Below are 23,389 nucleotides of genomic sequence, written 5' to 3'. Positions count from 1 at the left end.
ACGCAGATTTTTCAAACCGAAGCGGCTGGAAAAGGCTGCTGTCCCGCCGCGCTTCCCTAGCGGGAAATGCGGCGGGTGCAACAAGAATCTGAGCCCAGTCGTGAGAAGCGCAGCAGAGGCGGGAAACCCGGCCTCAAGTAGCGCGACGCGCGATAGGCCCAAAATTAGTCGTCGTCGCGCGACGGCTTGGCGATTTCGTCGTCGATCGAGTCATCGTCGTCGTCTTCGATGAACGGCACGGAGTCGTCATCGTCGTCGGTCAGATCGTCGTCGCCGTCGGTCGAACCCATGCCCGCTTCTTCCGAAGCATCGGCGGGCGCGTCCTCGTCTTCGTCGTCCGGCGTCAGGATCGGCTCATGGCCTTCCTCGTCGATCTCGGGCGTCTTGACGTCTTCTTCCTCGTCCTCGTCGCCATCGACCTTCTTGTCCTTGACCTGGTCTTCGGCTTCGTCGTCGGCCGGATAGCCGGGGCGAGCGCGACGGCTGCGCAGCTTCAGCGCTTCTTCCGGATCGAAGTCCGTGCCGCATTTGGGGCAGTGGGCGGGGCGACGGTTCAGGTCGTAAAACTTCGCCTGGCAGTTGGGGCAGACCTGCTTGGCGCCCAGTTCGGGATTGGCCACGTGAGGACACTTTCAACGGGTTGAATTCGGGGCGGTCCCTTGCCACCCCTTTGACCCGCTGTCAAAAGCCATCTTTCGCGCCGCCCGCGCGGCCGTTTCGACAATAGCGCCTGAAGCGGGTGAATATGCCTTCCCAACTGACCGCCCAACTGACCGCGAGCCGTTCGTCCGCCCTGACCGGAAAGGTCCGCGCGCCCGGCGATAAATCCATGTCGCACCGGTCGATGATCCTGGGCGGAATGGCGTCGGGCGTGACCGAGGTCGAGGGTCTGCTGGAAGGCGATGACGTTCTGGCCACCGGCCGCGCCGTCGAGGCGTTCGGCGCCAAGGTCGAGCGGACGGGCGACGGCAAGTGGCGGATCGAGGGTGCGGGCGGCTTCAAGACGCCGGTGTCGGTGATCGAGTGCGGCAATGCGGGAACCGGGGTGCGCCTGCTGATGGGTGCGGCGGCGGGCTATCCGCTGACGGCGACCTTTGACGGCGACGGCTCTCTGAGAAAGCGGCCGATGAAACGGGTGACCGGGCCGCTGGCCGACATGGGCGCGGCGTTCGATTGGCAGGCGACCGAGGATCGGCTGCCGGTGACGCTGACGGGCGGAACGCTGAAGGCCATCGACTATGTGCAGACCGTGGCCTCCGCTCAGGTGAAGTCGGCCATTCTGTTGGCCGGGCTGAACGCCGAGGGCGTCACCTCGGTGGTCGAGCCCGAAAAGAGCCGCGATCACACCGAGCGGATGCTGCGGGCCTTCGGCGTCGAGGTCGGCGTGGAAGAGATGGGCGAGGGTTGGAAGGTAACGCTGAAGGGCGGTCAGTCGCTGACCGGAACCTTCGTCGCAGTGCCGGGCGATCCATCCTCGGCGGCCTTCCCCCTGGCGGCGGGGCTGATCGTGCCGGGGTCGGAAGTCACGGTCGAGGGGGTGATGCTGAACCCCCTGCGCACCGGCCTGTTCGACACTTGGATCGAGATGGGCGCCGACCTGACCATCACCAACCGGCGCGAGGCCGGCGGCGAAGACGTCGGCGACATCACCGCCCGGCATTCGGCGCTGAAGGGCGTGGTGGTGCCCGAGGGGCGCGCTGCCTCGATGATCGACGAATATCCGATCCTGGCGGCGACGGCGGCATTCGCCGACGGCGTCACGGTCATGCGTGGCGTGGGCGAGATGCGGGTCAAGGAAAGCGACCGGATCTCGCTGATGGTCGAGGGCCTGCGCGCCTGCGGCGTCCAGGTCGAGGAGGAGCCGGAGGGCTTCATTGTCACGGGTGGAGGGGTTCACGGCGGCGCGACCGTCCACACCGCCCACGATCACCGCATCGCCATGAGCCATCTGGTCCTGGGCCTGGCCGCCGAACATCCGGTCTCGGTCGACGAACCCGGCATGATCGCCACCAGCTTCCCCGGCTTCGTCGAGATGATGAACGGGCTGGGCGGACGGATCGCTTGAAGCCGACGCGCGACGTCCTTTATCGCGGCGTTGCGGTCCTGGGGCTTTTGACCTGTCTGGGTGGGGCCAGCTGGACGGCCTGGACCGTCTGGCAGGGGATGATGACCGGCAGCGTCAGGGGCAAGCACGGCGCCGTCCATCTGAGGGCGGAGGGCGACTTCTTCTTCTATTCGACAGTGACGCTGAACGGCGTCGCCTGTCTGTTGTGGCTGGGTCTGGCGGCATTCGCGGTCTTCGTCCTGGCGCGCTGGAACGACTGGGCGTGAGCCAACAGGGCGGGCCGACGTTGGACAAGGCCGTGCGCCGACCGCTAAAGCCTGACCAGACTTGAATACATTCGCCCGGAACCTCCGCTTGACCCTGATCATCGCCGTCGATGGACCGGCCGCCTCCGGTAAGGGGACCATCGCCGCGCGCCTGGCCCATACCTATGGACTGCCGCATCTGGACACGGGGCTGCTGTACCGGGCGGTAGGGTTGAAGCTGCTGGAGGACGGCGGCTCGCTGGACGACGAGGCGGCGGCTGCCGAGGCCGCGCGCGGGCTAGACGCGGCCGGACTGTCGGACGATTCGCGCCTGACGACGGGCGAGGCTGGCGAGGCGGCCAGCCGGGTCGCCAGCTTCGCCGTCGTGCGCGCGGCCTTGCTGGAACTGCAGCAGGCGTTCGCGGCCCAGGCGGGCGGGGCGGTGCTGGACGGGCGTGACATCGGCACCGTGATCGCGCCGGACGCCCAGGCCAAGCTTTTCGTCACCGCCACGCCCGAGGTGCGTGCGACCCGCCGCTGGAAGCAGCTGTCGGCGCGCGGATCGGACATCGCCTTCGAGGCCATGCTGGCCGATATCCAGCGCCGGGACGAGCGGGACGCCGGCCGGGGTTCTGCCCCCATGGTCCAGGCCGACGACGCGGTCTTGCTGGATACGACCGACATGGGTATAGAGGCGGCCTTCGATGCGGCCCGCCGTATCGTCGAGGCGGCGCGCGCGAAACACGGTCTCTAGATTCCCTCATGCAGCGTAAGCGGTAGGGAAACAAAAAGACCGCTCTCGCAAATCCAACGCTCCCATCCTCGGCTTCCGCGGGCGTTTTGATCGTTCTGAACGGCCTCGCATCCTGACGACCTGCCTATCTTTTCCTCTCGCCTCGGCGCAGCGCCTTGCTGTGTGAGGGGCGTCCACCTCGCGCGGAACCGTTCGGTCGCGCGCCACAGCCCTATCGGAAACACCAGAGCTTCATGTCTGATACTCTCAATCCCACGCGCGACGACTTCTCGGCGCTGCTCGACGAACAACTTCAGGGTCGCGACTTCGGCGAAGGCCAGGTCGTTCACGGCCGCGTCGTCGGCATCGAAAAAGACATCGTCATCATCGACGTCGGTCTGAAGACCGAAGGCCGCATCGCCATGCGCGAGTTCGGCCAAGGCGACGACGGCGCCCTGCCCAAGGTCGGCGACAACGTCGAGGTTTACCTGGAGCGCGTCGAGAACGCCCTGGGCGAAGCCGTCATCAGCCGCGACAAGGCTCGCCGCGAAGAAGCCTGGACCCGTCTGGAAGTCGTGTTCGCCGAAGGCCAGCCGGTCAACGGCGCCATCGTCGGCCGCGTCAAGGGCGGCTTCACCGTCGACCTGGGCGGCGCCTCGGCCTTCCTGCCCGGCTCGCAAGTCGACATCCGTCCGGTCCGCGACGTCGGTCCGCTGATGGGCAAGGAACAGCCCTTCGCCATCCTGAAGATGGACCGTCCGCGCGGCAACATCGTCGTCTCGCGTCGCGCCATCCTGGAAGAAGCCCGCGCCGAACAGCGCACGGAACTGGTCGGTCAGCTGGCCGAGGGTGAAGTCCGCGAAGGCGTCGTCAAGAACATCACCGACTACGGTGCGTTCGTCGACCTGGGCGGCATCGACGGCCTGCTGCACGTCACCGACATGTCGTGGAAGCGCGTCTCGCACCCGTCGCAGGTTCTCGCCGTCGGCGACACCGTCAAGGTCCAGATCGTCAAGATCAACCCGGACACACAACGTATCTCGCTGGGCATGAAGCAACTGCAGTCGGACCCCTGGGACGGCGTGGAAGCCAAATATCCGGTCGGCGCCAAATACACGGGCCGCATCACCAACATCACCGATTACGGCGCCTTCGTGGAGCTGGAAGCCGGTGTCGAGGGCCTGGTGCACGTCTCGGAAATGTCCTGGACCAAGAAGAACGTCCACCCCGGCAAGATCGTCTCGACCTCGCAGGAAGTCGACGTCGTGGTTCTGGATGTCGACGCCTCCAAGCGCCGCATCTCGCTGGGCCTGAAGCAGGCTCAGGACAATCCGTGGGATGCGTTCGTCGCCAACAACCCGATCGGCTCGACCGTCGAGGGCGAAGTCAAGAACGCCACCGAGTTCGGCCTGTTCATCGGCCTGGACAACGACATCGACGGCATGGTGCACCTGTCCGACCTCGACTGGTCGGTCTCGGGTGAAGAAGCCATCCAGCGCTACCGCAAGGGCGAGATGGTCAAGGCCAAGGTCCTGGACGTCGACGTCGAGAAGGAACGCGTCTCGCTGGGCATCAAGCAACTGGGCGGCGATCCGATCGGCGAGGGCGACACCTATCGCCGTGGCCAGCAGATCACCGTCACCGTCTCGTCGATCGAGTCGGGCGGCATCGAGGTCAAGTTCGGTGAAGACGACGCGCCGGTGACGGCCTTCGTCCGCAAGTCGGACCTGTCGCGTGACCGCAACGAACAACGTCCGGAACGCTTCGCCGTCGGCGATCGCATCGACGCCATGATCACCGCCGTCGACAAGGCCTCGCGCCGCGTCTCGGTGTCGATCAAGGCGCTGGAAATGAAGGACGAGGCCGAGGCTATCGAACAGTTCGGATCGTCCGATTCGGGCGCTTCGCTGGGCGACATCCTGGGCGCTGCGCTGAAGAACGCCGGCACCAAGGACTAAGCGCTCAAGCAGCGGAGCGCCGCGCGCTCCGCGATAGCGCACTAAAGATGAGGGCGACGGGAGTGATCCCGTCGCCCTTTTCTCTGTCTGGCACACCCTTGTGTTCGCTAGGACGAATCGACATTCACCGCATCCAGAGCATGGAGGCGGCGATGTGGACGAAGGAGAGGTAGTGACGCGCCAGCCTGTCGAACCGTGTGGCGAAGCGTCGGAAGTGCTTGAGCTTGTTAAAGCAGCGCTCGACGCGGTTCCGTAGTTTGTAGATCAGGGGATCGTGCGGGATCGGGGTCTTGCGCGAGCGGGTGGAGGGGATGACCGCCTCGGCTCCGATGCTGGCCAGATAGGCGCGCAGGCTGTTGGCGTCGTAGGCCCGGTCGGCGAGGACGGCGGCGGGTCGATACCCCTCCAGAAGCGCCGGGACGGCGAGAATGTCGTGGCTCTGCCCCGGCGCGATCAGGAAGCGGACCGGCCGTCCCAGCGTGTCGCAGGCCATATGGATCTTGGTCGTCAGTCCACCTCGGGAACGCCCCACAGCCGGATCGAGGCCCCCTTTTTTGAGCCGCTGCCCCGGCCGGTCGTCGCCTGCTGGTGAGCCCGCACCAGGGTCGAGTCGAGCATCAGATACTGGTTGTCCCGATCTTCGACGAGATCGGCGAAGACCTTCTCCCACACCCCGGCCGCTGCCCATCGGCTGAAGCGCTTGTGCGCCGTCTTCCACTTGCCATAGCGCTCGGGCAGGTTCTGCCAGTGCGCGCCAGACCTCAAGACCCACAGCACACCGTTCACGAACAGTCGGTTGTCCGCCCCGGTCCGGCCGGGATCCGAAGTCTTGCCCGGCAACAACGGCGCTATCCGATCCCACTGCGCATCGTCGAGTTCGTAACGCTTCACACCCATCAAAGACCTCCGCCAACACGGAGACCTATGAATCACGCATCAGGACGCTCGGGAATCACTGAATGTCGATTGGGCCTAGCGGACACATTTCTTGCGAATGGCGCGCATCATTGGCGGATAAGGGCTTTTTCGAGAGCCGGTCGAAGGTTAGGGTGCAGCTTCTGGATCGACGGCGGGCGAGACGGCCTGTCAAAACGAGCTGGCAGGGGCATCAATGATCAAGTCCGAACTGATCGAAAAGCTGGCGATGGAAAACACCCACCTGACCCACGCGGAGGTGGAGCGGTTGGTCAATGTCATCCTGGGCACCATGACCACGGCCCTGTCCGAGGGCGGACGTGTCGAGCTGCGCGGTTTCGGCGCCTTGTCGGTTCGTTCGCGCCCGGCGCGGGCGGGACGCAATCCCCGCACTGGCGAAGCCGTCGAGGTGCCCGCCAAGGCCGTGCCTTTCTTCAAGAGCGGCAAGGAATTGCGCGAGCGGCTTAACGCATCCGGCGACGCGTGATCCTGCGCCTCGCCCTCTGACGACCATCCAAGGAAAAATCCATGAGCCTGCTGTCTGAGTTTCGTGAGTTCGCGGTCAAGGGCAATGTCGTCGACCTGGCGGTCGGCGTCATCATCGGCGGCGCATTCGGCAAGATTGTCACCAGCCTGGTCGATCAGGTCATCATGCCGCCGATCGGCTGGCTGATCGGCGGGATCGACTTTGCGGACCTGAAGGTCACCCTGCCGGTCAATCCGGCCAATCCGACCGGCGAGCCGGCCGTGATCGAATACGGCGCCTTCATCAATGTGATGATCCAGTTCCTGATCGTCGCCTTCGTCATCTTCATGATGGTGAAGCTGATCAACAAGCTGCGCCGCCAGCAGGCTGCCGAGCCGGACGCGACACCTTCGGCGCCCACCGCGACCGAAGCCCTGTTGATCGAAATCCGCGACGAGCTGAAGGCCCGCCCAACCGCCTGATCAGGCCTTGGAAACGCGGCCACGCGATGTCGCGCGCGCCGCGGACGGCCGGCTGAGACGCGTCGGCGCCGGCGGGTTGCGCGAACAGATGCCGTAGTCACCGTCGAACGGGGTCGGCGCCCAGGCGGCCGCCAGCGCCGGATCGTCGATGATGGCGTGGCAATGGCCCCAACCGCCTTCGCGCCGCGCCGTGGTCGCCAGGTCGCCCAAGGCAGCCATCATCCGCGCCGTCACCATCTGCAACCGCACCTTGGCGGCGCCCATGTCTCGCGCATTGTCGATCAGGGCCTGCGTCAAAAGTTCGATCGCATCCTGCGCCGTTTCCAAAGCGACCAGATCAATGATGTCCAGGCAGGGCGGCTCGATCAGGCTGGTCTTGGTCATCTGCGCCATGGCGGTCGCGACGATCCGGTCATCGCGCACACAGGCCAGCAACAGCGGCGTCAGCGTCAGGTCGGGGTCCGCCATACGCCAGCGCAGGGTTTCGGGACTGCGATCCGCCAGCAGGCGATCCTCCGACGACACCCGCCGCCAGAAATCGGCATAGGGCGAGCCGTCCGACAGGTCGCGCAGCACGGTCACCTGCGGCGGCAGGGCCGGGGTCGTCTGTCGAAACACCCGTCCGTTCATTAGCTGCTCGCCCAACCGGGCGGCCGTCTGCGCCGAGGTGCGGCCTAGAAGGCTTCGCAGCATCCGCCCCTTGGCGCAGGCCACCCGGTCCGTCACCCACGACAGCTTCAGCCCGTGTGTCTGGGCGGGCCAGGGCGACATGCCGAACAGGCTATAGAGCGGCGCCGAGCGCGCATTGGCGTTGAAGGTGTAGCGAGCGAACAGGCCGGACTGTTTCAGGAAGGTGCGGATCAGCGGACGGCTGGCGCCTTTCTGGCTAGGCGGCACGATGATCGAAAAGCCGGTCGCCCCATAGAGACTGCGTGACCCGTGCCGAAACCGCTGGATGAAGTTGCCCAGCATGGCGACGGCCTCGTCCTGATCGTCGGCGACCACCCAGCCGGCCGGGGCTGCGATATCCTGGCGCGCCGGATTGGCCTCCAGCCAGCGCCAGCCGGCCGGCGACCGTTCGGGCCAGCCCACGTCTCGGTGCAGCCGGTTCAGGGCCTCGTGGTCGGATCCGACGATCGGTCGAACGGACATCGGGCGCTCCTTCCCATTATGAAACCGGGGGTTTCTCCTGGGCGCGAGGATTGCAGAATGGGCGCCAACATATATCACCACAGGTTGTGTCTGGCGACAGGTCTTCGCGGCACGCTGTCCCACAACGGCCTTAACACTTGTTCGGATTCGCCCGCTGTGCTGGGTATGCGCCTTTCGCGCGCCCGATAGCGGCGCAGCAGTTGGGAGTGAGCCGTTGACAGCGACGGATGGGGGGGCGCTCGCGCCTCGCAAGACTTTCCTGGGGCACCCGCGGGGGCTGGTGATCCTGTTCTTCACCGAGATGTGGGAACGGTTCTCCTACTACGGTATGCGCGCCCTGCTGGTGCTGTATCTGACGCAGCACTTCCTGTTCGGCCCGGCCGAAGCTCAAGGCATCTACGCCGCCTACGCCGCGCTGGTTTATCTGATGCCGGTCATCGGCGGCATGATCGCGGACAAATATCTGGGATCGCGCAAGGCGGTCATCATCGGCGCCGTCCTGTTGGTCTTGGGTCACTTCACCATGGCCTTCGAGGGCACGGGCGGACGTGAAAGCCTGACCATCGGCGAGACGACCTATCAGATTCAGGTCGAAGGCCGAGACCAGAACCGCAAGATGTTCGCCGTCAACGGCGACGAGCGGGTCCATATCGCCATCACGCCCGAAGGTGTTTCGACCGTCGGCGCCGAACCCTCGGCCGCCAACGCCGCAGACGCAGCGGCCGCCGCTGTCGGCACGGGTCTGGGCACGCCGCCGACCGGCGCGCTTGATCCCGCGACCCAGGCTGCGCCTCAGGCCGCCGCCGCCGCCGGCTTCCCCGCCTTCACCGCGACCGGCGCCTATACGCTGGAGACCGAGCGCGACCAGAAGCTGGGCGAGCCCGTCCTGTTCCTGGCCCTGGCTCTGATCATTGTCGGGGTCGGCTTCCTGAAGGCCAATATCTCGACCGTCGTCGGCTCGCTCTATGAGCAGAACGATCCCCGTCGCGACGGGGGCTTCACCATCTTCTACGTCGGCATCAACCTGGGGTCCTTCCTGGCCACGGCCGCCTGTTCCTATCTGGGCTTCAACTACGGCTGGGCCTACGGCTTCGGCCTGGCGGGCATCGGCATGCTGGCGGGTCTGCTGACCTTCGTGCTGGGTCAGTCGTGGCTGGAAGGTCGCGGCGGACCGCCGGTCCCGATCCAGGGGCGTTCGATCCTGGGCGTGCCGCTGGTGCCCTTCTTCTGGATCGCCGGCATCATCGCCGTCGTCCCGACCTGGCTCCTGATGCAACGCCACGAGATCATCGAGACGGGCCTGCCCTGGATCGCCGGCGTGATCTTCGCCTCGGTCGTCGGCTTCACCGTCTTCCGTCTGAAGGGCGCCGAGCGCAGCCGTATGCTGGTCGCCCAGGTGCTGATCTTCTTCTCGGTGCTGTTCTGGGCCCTGTTCGAACAAGCGGGCTCTTCGCTGACCCTGTTCGCGGACCAATCGACCCAGATGCCCAGCTGGTTCAACGCCGGCTATACGCAGATGTTCAACCCCGGCATCATCGTCATCGGCGGCCCGATCATGGCGGCGCTGTGGGTCTGGCTGGCCAAGCGCAAGCTTGAGCCGTCCACGCCGGTCAAGTTCTCGTTCGGTCTGGTCTTCGTGGGCATCGGCTTTCTGGTCCTGACCTGGGCGGCGGGCAGCCAGGCCAACGAGGCGTTCCGCGTCCCGTTGCTGTTCCTGTTCCTGACCTACTTCTTCCACACGATCGGCGAGTTGTGCCTGTCGCCTGTCGGCCTGTCGATGATCACCAAATTGTCGGTGGCTCGCGTGGTCGGCCTGATGATGGGCGTCTGGTTCCTGTCCAGCTCGGTGGCGCACATCGTCGCCGGACTGATCGCCAAGGCGACGGCGACGGACACGGTCGCGGGCGTCGTGACCAGCCCGGCTCTGGCGCTGGAAACCTATGGGTCGATCTTCGGCACCATCGGCTGGACGGGCGTCGGTGTCGGCGTCTTCCTGCTGCTGATCTCGCCGCTGCTCAAGAAGGGCATGGCCGGGGTTCACTGATCCCGACCGCCTGACGAAGAAAAGCCCCGGCGGAGCGATCCGCCGGGGCTTTTTGTTGGGCTGGGCGCGCCTCAGAACGTCTTGCGGACGCGCAGCGACAGGAAGGTGCGGGGATCGATGTCGCGGTCCTCGACGAAGGCGACCGTGCGGGGATCGCGCGAGGCATAGACCGTGCGACGGATGGTGAAGTCGTCCCACAGGTTCAACTGGGCGCGGATCGCCAGGGTCACGGTCGGCTTGTATTCGACGAAGGCCTCGATGTAGTCCGAGCCGCGCCAGACGCTGACCTGATCCGGGCCATAGGTGCCCTGGCCAAGGCGCGGCAACCAGTTGATCCCCCACTGGGTCTTCCACCGGGTGATGTCCTGCTGGAAGCCGATATTGGCTTGGCTGGCGCGCACGCCCGAGATGCGGCGGTCCTCGCCCGTGGTCGGGTCCGTGACGCTGGTCTTGTTCCAGTTGTTCCTGAAGGTGAAGCGCGCGCCCGAGATGCCGACCTTGTCCAACGGCGCCGTCACGTTCAGCGACAGCTGGTCCAGCGTGCCGTCGCCGATATTGCCTACCGCCGACAGACCGCCGGGCAGCGGCAGGCGGTCGATGACGTCGATGATCCGGTCGTGGCGATAGCCGATGGCGACGATGCCCTCGCCCCAGAAGCGGCGTTCATAAGTCAGTTCGGAGATCCAGCGCTGCTCCGGCTCCAGATCGACGTTGCCGCCGAAGACATTGTTTTCACCCAGGTCGGCCGATGCGGCGAAGTCGCCGAAATTGAGTTGACCCAGTTCGCGTTCGAAACGGAACCGCAGCTGGTTGTTGGCCATCGGCGTCCAGGTCGCCAGGAGGCGGGGCTTGGCGAAGAAGAAGCTCTTTTCCTGGTTCGCGTCGCCGGACTGTTTGATGGTCGAGGCCTCCAGACGGACTCCGCCCTCCAGCGTGAACTTTGGGTTCGCGCGCCAGGTCGCCTTGCCGAAACCCTCGCCGCGCGTCTCCTCGACCTTGACCGAGGCGCTGGGCAGATCGACTGCCGTCCCGCCGATGGTGAAGCCCTGCTGCACGTCCAGCATATTGTAGGCGACCTCGCCGCCGGCCTCGAACGTCAGGGCCGGCGAACGCTCGTTGCGGACCAGGGCGCGCAGGATGGTTTCCGAAGAGTCGCCGTTGGATTTGAACTGCTGTTCCGGGTCGATGGCGCCGTTCAGGGTCTCGTTGCTGTTGGAGACGTTGTCGAAGCTGCTGAACTCATGGATGAAGCGGGTTTCGGACTGCCAGCGCGGGTTGATCGGGCGGGTCCAGGTCAGGCCAAGCTCGCCGGCGTCGCCGGTCTCGGCATAGTCGCTACGACGCAGCGAGGTGGGTGAAGTCAGCTCCGACCAGTTCTGGAAGTCGTTGACGCCGAACCGGGCCGTGCTCTCGACCTTGCCGCCGAACAGCGGGCCGGAATAGTTGCCGCGGATGGAGGCGCCGCCACCCCAGCCGTCGTTCTCGTAGCGCTCATCCCGGATGACCTGGCCCACCGCATTGGTGCGGATCGAACGGCCGACGCCGTTGGAATCGCTGGAGCTGATGCCGTCCGACAGGACGACGCCCCAGCTGCGGTCGCCGTCGCGCGCGGTGAACTGGTAGCTGCCGCCGTAGATGTCGTGGCCGCCTTCGAACAGCATGGCGTTCCAGGTCAGGATCGATTGACGGCTGCTGGTGGATTTCAGGACCACGTTCACGACGACCGCATAGCCCTGCATGTCGATGCCGGAGGCGCCGCCGCGGATCAGCTCTATGCGCTCGACCTGATTGGCCAGGGTGCGGCCCAGGACGTTCGAACCCGAGTCGTTCTTGGACGCCGGGCGGTTGTTGTTGATCAGGACGTTGCCGACCGCCCCTTCGAAGCCGCGCGCGCCGGAACCGTCGTCGACCGAGAAGCCGGGCACACGGTTGACCATGTCCAGCGCCGTGTTGGGGCGCTGGGCGGCGAAGAAGTCGGGGGTGAAGACCAGCACGCCGCGCTGGTTGGCGTCGGTCAACGGCGCCTGGCTGGTCGGCCCGGTCGGGACCGGGGCCTCGGCGACCTGCGGCGCATCACCGGCGAAGGCGGCGCTGGCGGTGAAGAGCAGGGCGGTGCTGGCCAGCAACAGGGTCTTGGTCATGGGGTTCCCCTCGTTTCGTTGGCGAGAGGTGTGCCGATCCGACGCGTTCATCTCCAGTTACAAGGCTGAAAGGTGGATTAAATCGACGACATCATTACAGGGATTTCATTACACATAAGACAGTAGAACGCCTTACAGCGATGTAATGATCAGACGCTCATCTTGCCTGTTGTTGTCCCTGCTGGCCGCCGCCGCGTTTGCCGGCCCGGTCTCGGCCCAGGAGGTTCCGTCCGATGCGGTCGAAGACATCGTCGTCACGGCGCGCCGGATCGAGGGGCCGATGTGGGAGGTGCGGCGCGGCGACAGCGTGCTGATCCTGGTCGGGTCGATCGACGGCCTGCCGCGCGATATGGAATGGCGCACCGACGCCCTGATCTCGGCGGTCGAACGGGCGGATCGGGTGCTGTTTCCGGTCGAGGGACGCGCGTCCCTGGCGGATGTCGGGCGTCTGCTATGGCGGATGCGAACCCTGACGCGCCTGCCGGACGACCGCACCAGCGCGGACTATCTGTCGCCCGAGCTTGAGGCGCGGGTGGAACAGGTGACGGGCGAGGGGCCGAGCCGCAAGAGCATGCTGATGCTGTCAGCCGACCTGATGGAACATGGCGGCTATGCGCGTCGCGCCCGGCCGGTGTCGGAGGTGGTGCGTCGCGCGGCCCGGACAAATCGCACCCCGGCCGAGCCGGTGGGCGTTTTTCGCGGCGATGAGATGATCGATAAGATCCTGACCACGCCGCCCGAGGCCTATGTGGACTGTATTACGGCGGCGGTGACAGCGGCGGAGGCGCATCCTGAAGAGGCCGCGCAGCGGGCCGAGGCCTGGCGTCTGCGGCGTGTGCCGGCCGTATTGGCCTCGTCGTTGGATCAGGCGACCAACGCCTGTTCCTATTGGGCGGTGATGGGGCAGGGCGAGACGCTGCGGGGCATCTGGAACACGGCGGTGGACGAGGCGCTGGCCGAGACCGGCGTCACGGTCGCCATCGCGCCCTTGCGACTGCTGGCCGAGCCGGGCGGCGTGCTGGATCGGCTGGAGGCGGACGGGCTGGAACCGCTCGGTCCCGAATGGCGCCCATCCGCCCCCTGACGACTTAGTTGGCAGGAGCCGGCGCCGGGGCGCGTTCAGGGACCGCGTCGCGGGCGGCGTCGCCGATATTGTCGGCGGCGTTGCCGACGCTCTCGGCCGCACCGGCGATGGCGTTATCCTTGGCCGCGTCGCTGCGGCTCATGTTCATCAGGAAGTAGCCGATCACCAGCACGGCCAGCAGGCCGATGATCAGGGCGACGATGGCGCCCATGCCGCTGCCGCTGCGGCGCTCGACGATGGTCGTGGGAGCGGCGTTGGTTTCGGTGATGCGTTCAACCCGGCCATCGGGATGTCGGACTTCGCGTTCGGTCGGCATGGTGTTCCCTCTCCAGTGTGGCGAGGAAACACGTTGTCGCGCGATACGGTTCCGCTCGCTCAGACCGCCGTGCCGCCGACGGTCAGGCCGCCGATCTTGAGCGACGGTTGGCCGATGCCGACGGGCACGCCCTGTCCGGCCTTGCCGCAGACGCCGACGCCGGGATCGAAGGCGAAGTCGTCGCCGACCATCTGGATCTTCGTCAGGGCGGTGGCCCCGTCGCCGATCAGGGTGGCGCCGCGCACCGGAGCGGTGATCACGCCGTCCTCGATCAGATAGGCCTCGTTGCACTGGAACACGAACTTGCCGTTGGTGATGTCCACCTGGCCGCCCGAGAAGTTGGCGGCGTAGAGGCCGCGCTTGGTATTGGCGATCATGTCGGCCCTGGAGTCCTTGCCGCCTTCCATGAAGGTGTTGGTCATGCGTGGCATCGGCATATGCGCGAAGGATTGGCGACGGCCGTTGCCGGTCGCAGCCACACCCAGCTGACGCGCCGACAGCCGGTCGTGCATCAGCCCGACCATGATCCCGTCATCGATCAGGACGGTGCGCGAGGTCGGGGTGCCTTCGTCGTCGATGGACAGCGACCCGCGCCGCCCGGCGATGGAGCCGTCGTCCACGACGGTCACGCCGGGGGCGGCGACCCGCTGGCCCATCATGCCGTTGAAGACGGATGAGCCCTTCCTGTGGAAGTCGCCCTCGAAGCCGTGGCCGATGGCTTCGTGCAACAGGACGCCGGGCCAGCCGGCGCCCAGGACCACGTCCATCTCGCCCGCCGGGCAGTCGATGGCGTCCAGATTGACCAGGGCCTGACGCAGGGCCTCGTCTACCTGCGCCTGCCAGCGTTCGGGCGCGACCCAGGTCTCGAAGCCGGCGCGGCCGCCGGCGCCGGACGAGGCGCTCTCGCGCTTGCCGTTCTGCTCGACGGTGACGGAGACATTCAGCCGGACCAGGGGGCGGACGTCGCGCACCGCCCGCTCGTCGGCGCGCAGGATTTCGATGGCGCGGCGCTCGCCCACCAGCGAGGCCGAGACTTGAACCACGCGAGGATCGCGCGCGCGCGCCCAGGCGTCGATCTCGGCTAGCAGGGCGATCTTGTCGGAGAAGGCGGGCGAGGCGAGGGGATCGACCTCGCCATACAGTTTCTGATTGGTGGCGCGCGGCCCATCGGCGACCAGGGCGGCATGGCCCTGTTTGGCCAAGGCGGCGCTGTCGGCGGCGCGGCGCAGGGCGGCGGCAGATATCTCGTTGGCGTGGGCGTAGCCGGCGGTCTCGCCCGCCACGACCCGCAGGCCGAAGCCCTCGGTCGCGTCATAGGCGGCGGACTTCAGCCGGCCGTCGTCGAACACCAGGCTTTCGCTCTCGGACCGTTCCAGAAACAGTTCGCCGTCGTCGGCGCCGGCCAGGGCCGTCTTCAGGATCGACAGGGCTTCATCGGTATCGACGCCGGCGGCGTCGAGGATGGGCGGCGGGGAGGCGTGAACGGTCATGGCCTGTAGGTAGGGGCTGCAGGCCGCTTCGTCACCTGTTCAGGACGCGAAAGCTCTATCAGTCCAGCGGTTGCGGTCGCGTCACCACCGGGGCGTTGGGATCACTGGCCGCCGGACGAGCGGCGGTCGGGGCCGGCGTCGGCGGCACGACGACCAGCGGTTCGGTCTGAACCGTCGGCGCAGGCGTCGGGGCCGGGTTGGAGGCGGCGGGCTGAGACGTCGTCGCGGCCGGCGTCTGAGGACGCGGCGCTACGGTCGTCGGACGAGGCTGGGTCGTCGGCGTGGCGGGCGTCGTCGCGCGGGCGGTTGGGGCCGGCGTCGTCTGAGCGGGCGCCGTAGCGGTCGAGGGTGTCGTCGCTGCAGGCGTTTCGGTCGCAACGACCGGCGCGGCGCCGGTGGGGACGGTCTCGGCCGGAGGCGTGGTCAGGGGCGCTGCGGACAGGGCGGTTATCGCAGGATCTGGCGTGGCGGCTGGGCGCAGGGCGAACCACAGACCGCCGCCGGCGACCAGCAGGGCGACGACGCCGGCGCCGACATACAGGGGCAGGCGAGACGACTTGGCCGGCTTGCCGGCGAAGCTGGGCGTGAGGGGCGGCGCGGCCGGTGCGACGACCGGGGCTTCGGCGGCAGGCCTGGTTGCGACGGGGGCGACCGACGGGGCGGCGACAGGCGCGGCCTCCGCGGGCTGGGGCGCAGCCTGCGGCGTCGGCAGGGGGCGCACGGTCAGATCGGCGTCGGAAGACGCGCGGGGTGCAGGCGTCACTTGAGGTGCTGCGGGAGCGGCGACCGGGCGCGCGGTCGGGATCAGCGATCCGCCCAGGATGCTGCCGGTCTGGGGACGCGGCGCGGGCCGGGGCGTGGGGGCCTGGCCCTGAGCCGGCGACAGGCCCCTGGCCGGGGCCATGCCCGAGGCCAGGCTCTGGCCCTGGATTGCACCCTGCGGCTGTTGCGGCGCGGGTTTACGCGGCGGCGGATTGGGGATGCGATCCAGCGGATTGGGCGCGACCGGAACCGGCCCGACGTGGAAGGTCGTCGCGGGCATGCGTCCCCAGGTCACCGGCTTTCGAGCGAAAGGTTCGGGGCGGGCGAAGGGTTCGGGCGGGGTCTTTTGGTCGTCGGACATTCTATTCCAATCGCTGGCGATCTGGCCCGTTTCGTGACGGATCAGTTCTTGAGCCGGTAGCCGGTCTTGAACATCCACATGACGATGGCCAGGCAGACGGCGAAGAAGCCCAGGGTGGCCGCCACGCTGATGCCGATCGCGACATCGCCCTGACCATAGAAGGCCCAGCGGAAGCCCGAGATCAGATAGACTACCGGATTGAACAGGGTCACCGTGCGCCAGCCGTCGGGCAGCATGTCGATGGAATAGAAGGCGCCGCCCAGGAAGGTCAGGGGGGTGACGATCAACATGGGGATCATCTGAAGCTGCTCGAACCCGTTGGCCCAGACCCCGATGATGAAGCCGAACAGGCTGAAGGTTACCGAGATCAGGATCAAAAAGGCCATCATCCAGAACGGATGCAGGATCTGCAGCGGCACGAAGAAGGCCGCCGTCGCCAGGATGATCAGGCCCAGCACCGCTGACTTGGTCGCCGCCGCCCCCACATAGGCCAGCACGATCTCAAGCGACGACACCGGCGCCGACAGGATCTCGTAGATCGTGCCCGTGAACTTGGGAAAGTAGATGCCGAACGAAGCGTTGAAGATCGACTGGGTGAACAGGCTGAGCATGATCAGGCCCGGCACGATGAAGGCGCCATAGGGAACGCCGTCCACCTCCTGCATCCGACTGCCGATGGCGCCGCCGAAGACGACGAAATACAGGGCCGTGGTGATGACCGGCGTGACCACGCTCTGCCACAGGGTGCGCAGGGCGCGCGCCATCTCGAAACGATAGATGGCCCAGACGCCGAATGCGTTGAAGGTCATGCCGCGGCTCCGTTCTGGTGGACCAGGCTGACGAAGATGTCTTCCAGCGAGCTCTGGCGGGTGTTCAGGTCCTTGAAGCCGATGTTCAGCGCCTCAAGCCGACGGATCAGCGACGGCACGCCCGTGTCGTCGGCGTTGGCGTCGAAACTGTATTCCAACTCGCCGCCCTCGTTCTTCAGCGTCAGATCCCAGTCGGACAGGTCGGCGGGCAGGGCGATCAGCGGATCGATCAGGTTCAGCGTCAGGGTCTTCTTGCCCAGCTTCTTCATCAGCGCCGACTTCTCCTCGACCAGGATCAGTTCGCCTTTCAGGATCACGCCCACCCGGTCGGCCATCTCCTCGGCCTCCTCGATATAGTGGGTGGTCAGGATGATGGTGACTCCGCGTTCGCGCAGCTTCCTGACCATCGCCCACATGTCGCGGCGCAACTCGACATCGACCCCGGCAGTCGGCTCGTCCAGGAACAGGATGTCCGGCTCGTGGCTCAGCGCCTTGGCGATCATCACGCGGCGCTTCATCCCGCCCGACAAGGTCATGATCTTGGCGTCGCGCTTGTCCCACAGCGACAGGTCCTTCAGCACGCTCTCGATGAAGGCGGGGTTCGGCGCCTTGCCGAACAGGCCCCGGCTGAAGGTGACGGTGGCCAGCACGGTCTCGAAGGCGTCGGTGGTCAGCTCCTGCGGCACCAGGCCGATCTTGGTGCGGGCGGCGCGGAAATCCTTCTGGATGTCGTGGCCGTCGGCGACCACCGTCCCGGTCGTGGGCGTGACGATGCCGCAGACGATGGAGATCAGGGTGGTCTTGCCCGCGCCGTTCGGACCCAGGAGGGCGAAGATCTCGCCCTTTTCGATGGTCAGGTCGATGCGCTTCAGCGCCTGAAGCCCCGACTTGTAGGTCTTGGTCAGGCCGTCGATCTCGATTACGGGCATGGGCGTTCCTTTCCGGCGGCGCGGCGGCGCCGGCCGGGGTGTGGCGGCAATATGGCGTGCTCTACGCCTTACTCAAGGGGCGCCTGACCCAAGAGGGCGCCAAGTCGTTGTTAACCGGATTGCCTCACGGTGCAGGCTTTCCCTTCGTTGGCGGGAGCTTTCGTGTCGTCCCTGTCCGCCGCCCACCGCGCCGCCCTGACGGCGGTCGTCGAGGCCTGTCCCGACGCGTCGCTGGCGACGCTGGGGGCGGCCGTTGAGGCTCTGCGTGGGGACAAGGCGGCCGAACTGGCGATCATCGTCGCGCAAGAGGCGCGCGACCGTGCGCGGCGCGGTACGGCCTTCGGACCCCTGTTGCCGCTGTTTCAGCCAAGGGCGGACGGCGTGCCGGCCCTGGCCTTTCCCCGACAGGTTCTGTGCCGTGTCTGGCGTCAGGCGGTGGTGGGCGAGGAGGCCTTCCTGCCGCTGCTGGACGGCGCCGTCACCATCGACGGCGAATGGACCCTGGCCGCCGACCGGCTTTGCGCCAAGGCGGCGGCTGTGCTGCGCGACCGCGCGAGCGATGTCTGGCCCGACTATCAGCGACCGGCGGAGGGCGAGCCGCTTGCGACGCCGTTCGAACTGGCCGGCTGTTTCGACCTGACGCCGCTGGCGCGGTCCGCCTTGCCGCGCCTGCCAGTGTGGCTGGAACGGCCCGACGACAATCAGCTGGCGGGCCTGCGCCTGCTGATCCAGGACTGTCTGGTCATGTCGCCCGAGGGCGGCCGGCGGATGATCGACATCCTGTTCGCCCATGTTGCGGACGCCGAGCGGATGCTGCGGGTCGTAACGCGCACCAGCCGTCTGGCCGACCGCGAGGCGACCCTCAGCCATTCGGAAATGGGCGTCTTCGTCGAACGGCTGCTGACCTCGGTCCAGACGCGGGTTCAGCGCATCGCCGCCGTACGGTCGTCACTGGGCGAGGCGACCATGCTGGGCGTCGTGGACGACGTGACCTGGTGCGCCGGGGTTCTGGCCGAGATGGACATGAGCCTGCAAATCCGGCCCGATTCCAGCTGGGGCAAGACGGCGCGGATGGCGCGCGTCCAGGTCTCGGGTCAGCTGTCTGGGTTGATGAAGTCCACCTCGGCCGCCGTCCATGCGGCACTGCCGATGAAGCGGCGAACGATCACCGGACGCATGACGCGGATGTCGCCCTGGCTGGAGGCGCCCGGCGACGGCGAGCCGATCGAGGCGGCAGCGGCCCTGCTGGCGGCGGTCGCGGCACTGCGCGGGGCGGCCAACACCTTCGGCTGCGAGGCCGACCGCTCGGCGTTGAAGACCGAACTGACCGACTATCTTTCCACCTGGGCCAATGAGGCGCTGGATAGCGCGGCGGACGGCGAGGTCGAGGATCCCGACCATGTCCTGCGCCTGGTCGGCGTCGCGGCGCGTTTTCTGACCCTGATCGAGGCGCTGGAGGCGGCGCGGGCCGTGCGACGACGCGCGGCCTCGGCGGAAATGGCGCGCCTGGGCTGAAACGACGCCTCGCCCGTCGTTCGCGGATGGGTTAGACGGCGAGAATGATCGCCTTCTGGATGATGACGGGACTGGCGGCGGCCTTGGCCGCCCTGCTGGTGCTGACCGGTGCGCGGCGCGGCGCTGACCCGGCCGCCGGGGCCGAGACCCAGGCCGGCTCACGCGAGATCGAGGAACTGGATCGTCTGAAGGCGCGCGGCCTGCTGGACGATGCGGCCTATGCTGGCGCTCGGGCCGAGGCGGGGCGGCGGCTTCTGGCCGTGGCGACGACCGCGGCCCCGGTGGCCGGCGTCCGGGATCGGTTCTGGGTGCTGGGCGGGATCGCCGTGACAGTCGCGGGTGCGCTGGGCCTTTATGTCTTCACCGGGGCGCCCGGCCTGCCGGATCAGGCCTATGAGCGGCGCGTCGACGACTGGGCGGCGAACCTGGACGGGCTGGAGCCGGCGCAGCTGGCCGCCGTGACGGCGCGGGTCGTGCGGGAACGCCCCGAGGACCGTCAGGCCCTGGCCATGCTGGGCGCGGCGCGTTACGCGGCCGGCGATCCCCTGGGCGCGGCGTCGGCCTTCCGTCGTCTGATCGCCCTGAACCCCAAGGACGCCCAGGCCTGGGCGCGGCTGGGCGAAAGCCTGGTGGTGGCCAATGACGACCAGATCGGCGGCGACGCCGAGGCTGCCTTTCGCGAGGCGTTGAAGCTGGACCCTGATCAGCTGGGCGCGCGCTTCTTCCTGGGCGAGGCGGCGTTGCGACGCGGCGACGGCGCATCGGCGCGTGCGCTGTGGACGCCCCTGATCGCCGCGCTCGATCCGGCCGACCTGCGTCGTCTGGATCTTGAACGGCGACTGCAGAAGGAGGGCGCGCAATGACGCGTTGGTCGTGCGCCGCGACGGCGGTATATGCCGCCGATCTGCCCTCCGAACCCGGAACGTCCGTCGCATGAGCTGGCTGCCCAAATCGCCGAAGGCGCGTCGTCGCCTGTGGGTCGTCGCCGCCGTGGCGCCCATCCTGGCGCTGGCGGTCGGCCTGTCGCTGTGGGCGATGCAGGACAGCGTGACTTTCTTCTATTCCCCATCCGAGGCCACCGCCGACAAGGCGCCCGAGGGCCGCAACATCCGCCTGGGCGGTCTTGTCGAGATCGGCAGTGTTCAAAAATCCGGCGACGGCGTGGTGGCCTTTTCCGTCACCGACAACGTCGGCGTGACCCGCGTCGTCTATCACGGCGACCTGCCCGATCTGTTCCGCGAAGGGCAGGGGATCGTGGCGCAGGGAGCCTTCGGCGCCGATCGCACCTTCCACGCCAGCCAGGTCCTGGCCAAGCACGACGAGAACTATATGCCGCGCGAGGTCGCCGACCGTCTGAAGGAAAAGGGCGAGTGGCGGCCTGAAGCTGCGCCGACGACGGCCGCTGCGACCAAGACCGTTCCCCTATGATCGCCGAACTTGGGGCCTTCGCCCTGGCGCTGGCTCTGGCGCTTTCGATCCTGCAGACGGGCCTGTCGGCGGCCGGGCGCGCGCGACGCAGCCCGGTCCTGGCGGGTGCAGCGCAAGGCGCGGCTCTGGCGGCGGCGGGCGCGATCGCGCTCAGTTTCGCGGCGCTGATCTACGCCTTCGTGGTGTCCGACTTCTCGGTCTCGAACGTCGCGGCCAACAGCCACACCGACAAGCCGATGCTGTACAAGGTCGCCGGCGCCTGGGGCAGCCACGAGGGGTCGCTTTTGCTGTGGTGTCTGGTGCTGACCGTCTTCGGCGGGGCGCTGGCGCGGGCGCGCGGTCTGCCGTTCGGGCTGAAGGCCTCGGCCGTGGCGGTGCAGGGCGCTCTGGGCTCGCTGTTTCTGGCCTTCGCCGTCTTCACCTCCAGCCCCTTCACCCGCCTGGACCCCGCGCCGTTCCAAGGTGCGTCGCTGAACCCCCTGCTTCAGGATCCGGCCCTGGCCGTGCATCCGCCGCTGCTCTACGCGGGCTATGTCGGTTTTTCGGTCTGCTTCTCGCTAGCCGTCGCGGCCCTGATCGAGGGGCGGGCGCAGACGGCCTTTTGGCCCGCGTGGGGGCGCTGGGTTCGGCCGTGGGCGCTGGCGAGCTGGGCCTTCCTGACCGTCGGCATCACCCTGGGGTCGTTCTGGGCCTACTATGAGCTGGGCTGGGGCGGCTGGTGGTTCTGGGATCCGGTCGAGAATGCGTCATTCATGCCATGGCTGGCGGGCGCGGCCCTGTTGCACAGCGCGGTCGTGACCGAACGGCGCGGCGCGCTGGCGGGCTGGACCGTCTTCCTGGCCTTGCTGGCCTTCACCTTCTCCATGCTGGGCGCCTTCCTGGTGCGGTCGGGCGTGCTGACATCGGTCCACGCCTTCGCTGTCGATTCCCAGCGCGGCATGATGCTGCTGGCCATTCTCGGGATTACGGCCGGCGCCGCCTTCGCCCTGTTCGCCTGGCGTGCGCCCCAGCTGAAGGGCGGCGGTCTGTTCGCGCCCGTCAGCCGTGAGGGGGCTTTGGTGCTGAACAACCTGTTCCTGACGGCGGCCGCCGCGACCGTGCTGCTGGGCACCCTGTATCCCCTGATCCTGGAGGCCGCGTCCGGCGCGACCATCTCGGTAGGCCCGCCCTATTTCGCCGCGACCTTCACGCCCCTGATGGTCGTCGCCTTCATCATCCTGCCCGCCGGACCGCTGCTGGCGTGGAAGCGCGGAGACCTGCCCGGCGCGGTCCAACGCCTGGCCGTCGCGGCGGGTCTGGCCGTGGTTTCGGCTTTGGCCGCCTACGCTCTGTGGGAACCGAAGGAGGCCTTCGCCGCCGCCGGCATCGGGCTGGGGGCCTGGCTGATCCTGGGATCGCTGGCCGAGGTGGCCGAACGCGCGCGGCTGTTCCGGGCGTCGGCGGTTGAGACGCTGCGTCGGCTCAAGGGCCTGCCGCTGGGCGCCTGGGGGATGACCTTCGCCCACCTGGGCCTGGGCGTCTTCATCCTGGGCGCGGTGGTCGAGACCGGCTTCAAGGCCGAGACGGCGCGCGCGCTGTCGCTGGGCCAGAGCGTGTCCGCCGGACCCTGGACCGTCACCCTCGACGAGGTCCGCGTGATCGAAGGGCCGAACTATCTGGCCGAACAGGGCCGGCTGACGGTGCGCGCCACAGATGACCGGGGTCGGGCCAGCACGGTGACGGCCGAACGCCGTTTCTTCCCCGCCGGCGGTCAGACCACGACCGAGGTCGGACTGGATTTCCGAGGACTCGACGACGTCTATGTAACGCTGGGCGAAAGAGCGGGTAGTCCCGAACAACCGGCCTGGGTCGTGCGCCTGTACTGGAACCCTTGGGCGCGACTGATCTTCCTGGGGCCGATGATCATGGCGTTGGGCGGCGTCTTGTCCCTGCTGGATCGTCGGTTGAGGGTCGGGGTCGGCGCGCGTCGGCGCAGGACGGCGTGAGGCGCCTGGCGATCCTGCTGGCCGCGCCGGTTCTGGTGCTGATGCTGACGGCGGCCGAACCGCCCGCCGCGCCCGACAGGCCCTTGCCCGATGCAAGACAGGAGGCGCGCGCCCAAGCCCTGTTTAAGGACGTGCGCTGCGTCGTCTGTCAGCACGAGGCCATCGCCGACAGTCCGGCGGGCGTGGCGGGCGACATGCGCCGCCTGATCCGCGAGGAGATCGCGGCCGGCGCCTCCGACCAGGCGGTGCGCGACGACCTGGTGCGGCGGTTCGGCGACTATGTGCTGTTCACCCCGCCGGTGCGGGCCGGGACCTGGCTCTTGTGGTTCGGGCCCTTCGCTCTGGTGCTGCTGGCGGTTGTGGTGCTGATGCTGCGCGCGCGCCGTCGTCCGGTCGAGGCCGCGCCCCTGACGGCCGAAGAGGAAGACCGGCTGGACGAAGTTTTGCGAAATGAGAAGCTTCGCCGCGATCCTGACGCAACCTCGCCTCACGACGGGCGCTAGTCGAGA

Annotated in this window: 22 protein-coding genes; 13 read left to right on the top strand and 9 right to left on the bottom strand. The window is 67.5% G+C overall.

Going from position 1 to position 23,389, the window contains the following annotated elements:
* Nucleotides 1-164: 164 nt before the first annotated feature.
* Nucleotides 165-620: a TIGR02300 family protein gene (locus tag AC3ISA_RS03360; protein ID WP_489179343.1), complete on the bottom strand. Its 456-nt coding sequence runs from the start codon at nucleotides 618-620 to the stop codon at nucleotides 165-167.
* A gap of 125 nt (nucleotides 621-745) precedes the next feature.
* Between AC3ISA_RS03360 and aroA the strand changes: the two genes are divergently transcribed.
* From aroA to rpsA, 4 genes are all read left to right on the top strand, one after another.
* A complete protein-coding gene (aroA, locus tag AC3ISA_RS03355; RefSeq protein WP_489179342.1) occupies nucleotides 746-2,065 on the top strand; it encodes a 3-phosphoshikimate 1-carboxyvinyltransferase in 1,320 nt (439 codons plus the stop codon).
* A complete protein-coding gene (locus tag AC3ISA_RS03350; protein WP_372695213.1) occupies nucleotides 2,062-2,331 on the top strand; it encodes a hypothetical protein in 270 nt (89 codons plus the stop codon). Before aroA ends, AC3ISA_RS03350 begins: the two co-directional genes overlap by 4 nt.
* An 88-nt stretch (nucleotides 2,332-2,419) precedes the next feature.
* Nucleotides 2,420-3,064: a (d)CMP kinase gene (gene cmk / locus AC3ISA_RS03345; RefSeq protein WP_489179341.1), complete on the top strand. Its 645-nt coding sequence runs from the start codon at nucleotides 2,420-2,422 to the stop codon at nucleotides 3,062-3,064.
* Between the two features lie 233 nt (nucleotides 3,065-3,297).
* Nucleotides 3,298-5,001, top strand: coding sequence for a 30S ribosomal protein S1 (gene rpsA, locus AC3ISA_RS03340; RefSeq protein WP_159849104.1), 1,704 nt, complete (start codon nucleotides 3,298-3,300; stop codon nucleotides 4,999-5,001).
* Nucleotides 5,002-5,125: 124 nt separating this feature from the next.
* On the opposite strand, the gene AC3ISA_RS03335 is transcribed toward rpsA, so the two are convergent.
* A protein-coding gene (locus tag AC3ISA_RS03335; RefSeq protein ID WP_489180069.1) for an IS5 family transposase occupies nucleotides 5,126-5,892 on the bottom strand; the annotation gives its coding sequence in 2 pieces (ribosomal slippage) (nucleotides 5,126-5,541 and nucleotides 5,541-5,892; 768 coding nt in all).
* A gap of 220 nt (nucleotides 5,893-6,112) precedes the next feature.
* Between AC3ISA_RS03335 and AC3ISA_RS03330 the strand changes: the two genes are divergently transcribed.
* Both AC3ISA_RS03330 and mscL read left to right on the top strand, forming a co-directional pair.
* Nucleotides 6,113-6,403: an integration host factor subunit beta gene (locus AC3ISA_RS03330; protein ID WP_135193710.1), complete on the top strand. Its 291-nt coding sequence runs from the start codon at nucleotides 6,113-6,115 to the stop codon at nucleotides 6,401-6,403.
* 41 nt (nucleotides 6,404-6,444) lie between these two features.
* The gene (gene mscL / locus AC3ISA_RS03325; protein WP_489179340.1) at nucleotides 6,445-6,864 is read left to right on the top strand and encodes a large-conductance mechanosensitive channel protein MscL; all 420 of its coding nucleotides are present in this window, start codon (nucleotides 6,445-6,447) and stop codon (nucleotides 6,862-6,864) included.
* Here mscL and AC3ISA_RS03320 read toward each other — a convergent pair whose 3' ends face one another.
* On the bottom strand, nucleotides 6,865-8,016 hold the full coding sequence (locus AC3ISA_RS03320) for an N-acetyltransferase (RefSeq protein WP_489179339.1): 1,152 nt from the start codon (nucleotides 8,014-8,016) through the stop codon (nucleotides 6,865-6,867).
* Nucleotides 8,017-8,230: 214 nt separating this feature from the next.
* Between AC3ISA_RS03320 and AC3ISA_RS03315 the strand changes: the two genes are divergently transcribed.
* Nucleotides 8,231-10,060: a peptide MFS transporter gene (locus AC3ISA_RS03315; protein WP_489179338.1), complete on the top strand. Its 1,830-nt coding sequence runs from the start codon at nucleotides 8,231-8,233 to the stop codon at nucleotides 10,058-10,060.
* Between the two features lie 71 nt (nucleotides 10,061-10,131).
* On the opposite strand, the gene AC3ISA_RS03310 is transcribed toward AC3ISA_RS03315, so the two are convergent.
* Nucleotides 10,132-12,201 carry a TonB-dependent receptor plug domain-containing protein gene (locus AC3ISA_RS03310; RefSeq protein ID WP_489179337.1) on the bottom strand — a complete coding sequence of 690 codons (2,070 nt, stop codon included), beginning with the start codon at nucleotides 12,199-12,201 and terminating at the stop codon, nucleotides 10,132-10,134.
* Nucleotides 12,202-12,346: 145 nt separating this feature from the next.
* Between AC3ISA_RS03310 and AC3ISA_RS03305 the strand changes: the two genes are divergently transcribed.
* The gene (locus tag AC3ISA_RS03305) at nucleotides 12,347-13,285 is read left to right on the top strand and encodes a TraB/GumN family protein (protein ID WP_489179336.1); all 939 of its coding nucleotides are present in this window, start codon (nucleotides 12,347-12,349) and stop codon (nucleotides 13,283-13,285) included.
* 4 nt (nucleotides 13,286-13,289) lie between these two features.
* On the opposite strand, the gene AC3ISA_RS03300 is transcribed toward AC3ISA_RS03305, so the two are convergent.
* From AC3ISA_RS03300 to AC3ISA_RS03280, 5 genes are read right to left on the bottom strand one after another with little or no spacing between them, the layout of a single operon-like run.
* Entirely contained in the window at nucleotides 13,290-13,601 is a 312-nt protein-coding gene (locus tag AC3ISA_RS03300) for a hypothetical protein (RefSeq protein WP_489179335.1), read from the bottom strand.
* A 59-nt stretch (nucleotides 13,602-13,660) separates the two neighbouring features.
* Nucleotides 13,661-15,091 carry a metalloprotease TldD gene (gene tldD, locus AC3ISA_RS03295; protein WP_489179334.1) on the bottom strand — a complete coding sequence of 477 codons (1,431 nt, stop codon included), beginning with the start codon at nucleotides 15,089-15,091 and terminating at the stop codon, nucleotides 13,661-13,663.
* 58 nt (nucleotides 15,092-15,149) lie between these two features.
* Nucleotides 15,150-16,214, bottom strand: a complete 1,065-nt coding sequence (locus AC3ISA_RS03290) for a hypothetical protein (RefSeq protein ID WP_489179333.1) — start codon at nucleotides 16,212-16,214, stop codon at nucleotides 15,150-15,152.
* A gap of 41 nt (nucleotides 16,215-16,255) precedes the next feature.
* A complete protein-coding gene (locus AC3ISA_RS03285) occupies nucleotides 16,256-17,023 on the bottom strand; it encodes an ABC transporter permease (protein WP_489179332.1) in 768 nt (255 codons plus the stop codon).
* Nucleotides 17,020-17,952 carry an ABC transporter ATP-binding protein gene (locus AC3ISA_RS03280; protein ID WP_489179331.1) on the bottom strand — a complete coding sequence of 311 codons (933 nt, stop codon included), beginning with the start codon at nucleotides 17,950-17,952 and terminating at the stop codon, nucleotides 17,020-17,022. Before AC3ISA_RS03280 ends, AC3ISA_RS03285 begins: the two co-directional genes overlap by 4 nt.
* A 162-nt stretch (nucleotides 17,953-18,114) precedes the next feature.
* Between AC3ISA_RS03280 and AC3ISA_RS03275 the strand changes: the two genes are divergently transcribed.
* From AC3ISA_RS03275 to AC3ISA_RS03255, 5 genes are all read left to right on the top strand, one after another.
* Entirely contained in the window at nucleotides 18,115-19,467 is a 1,353-nt protein-coding gene (locus AC3ISA_RS03275; protein ID WP_489179330.1) for a hypothetical protein, read from the top strand.
* Between the two features lie 44 nt (nucleotides 19,468-19,511).
* Nucleotides 19,512-20,330, top strand: coding sequence for a c-type cytochrome biogenesis protein CcmI (gene ccmI, locus AC3ISA_RS03270; RefSeq protein WP_489179329.1), 819 nt, complete (start codon nucleotides 19,512-19,514; stop codon nucleotides 20,328-20,330).
* A gap of 70 nt (nucleotides 20,331-20,400) precedes the next feature.
* Entirely contained in the window at nucleotides 20,401-20,895 is a 495-nt protein-coding gene (gene ccmE, locus AC3ISA_RS03265) for a cytochrome c maturation protein CcmE (protein WP_489179328.1), read from the top strand.
* Nucleotides 20,892-22,880, top strand: coding sequence for a heme lyase CcmF/NrfE family subunit (locus AC3ISA_RS03260; RefSeq protein WP_489179327.1), 1,989 nt, complete (start codon nucleotides 20,892-20,894; stop codon nucleotides 22,878-22,880). Before ccmE ends, AC3ISA_RS03260 begins: the two co-directional genes overlap by 4 nt.
* On the top strand, nucleotides 22,877-23,383 hold the full coding sequence (locus AC3ISA_RS03255) for a cytochrome c-type biogenesis protein (RefSeq protein WP_489179326.1): 507 nt from the start codon (nucleotides 22,877-22,879) through the stop codon (nucleotides 23,381-23,383). Before AC3ISA_RS03260 ends, AC3ISA_RS03255 begins: the two co-directional genes overlap by 4 nt.
* Nucleotides 23,384-23,389 lie beyond the last annotated feature (6 nt).

The organism is Brevundimonas sp. KH_058, from assembly GCF_057838505.1.
The sequence above is the reverse complement of the archived record's forward strand: the minus strand, read 5'-3'. Positions and strand labels throughout refer to the sequence as shown.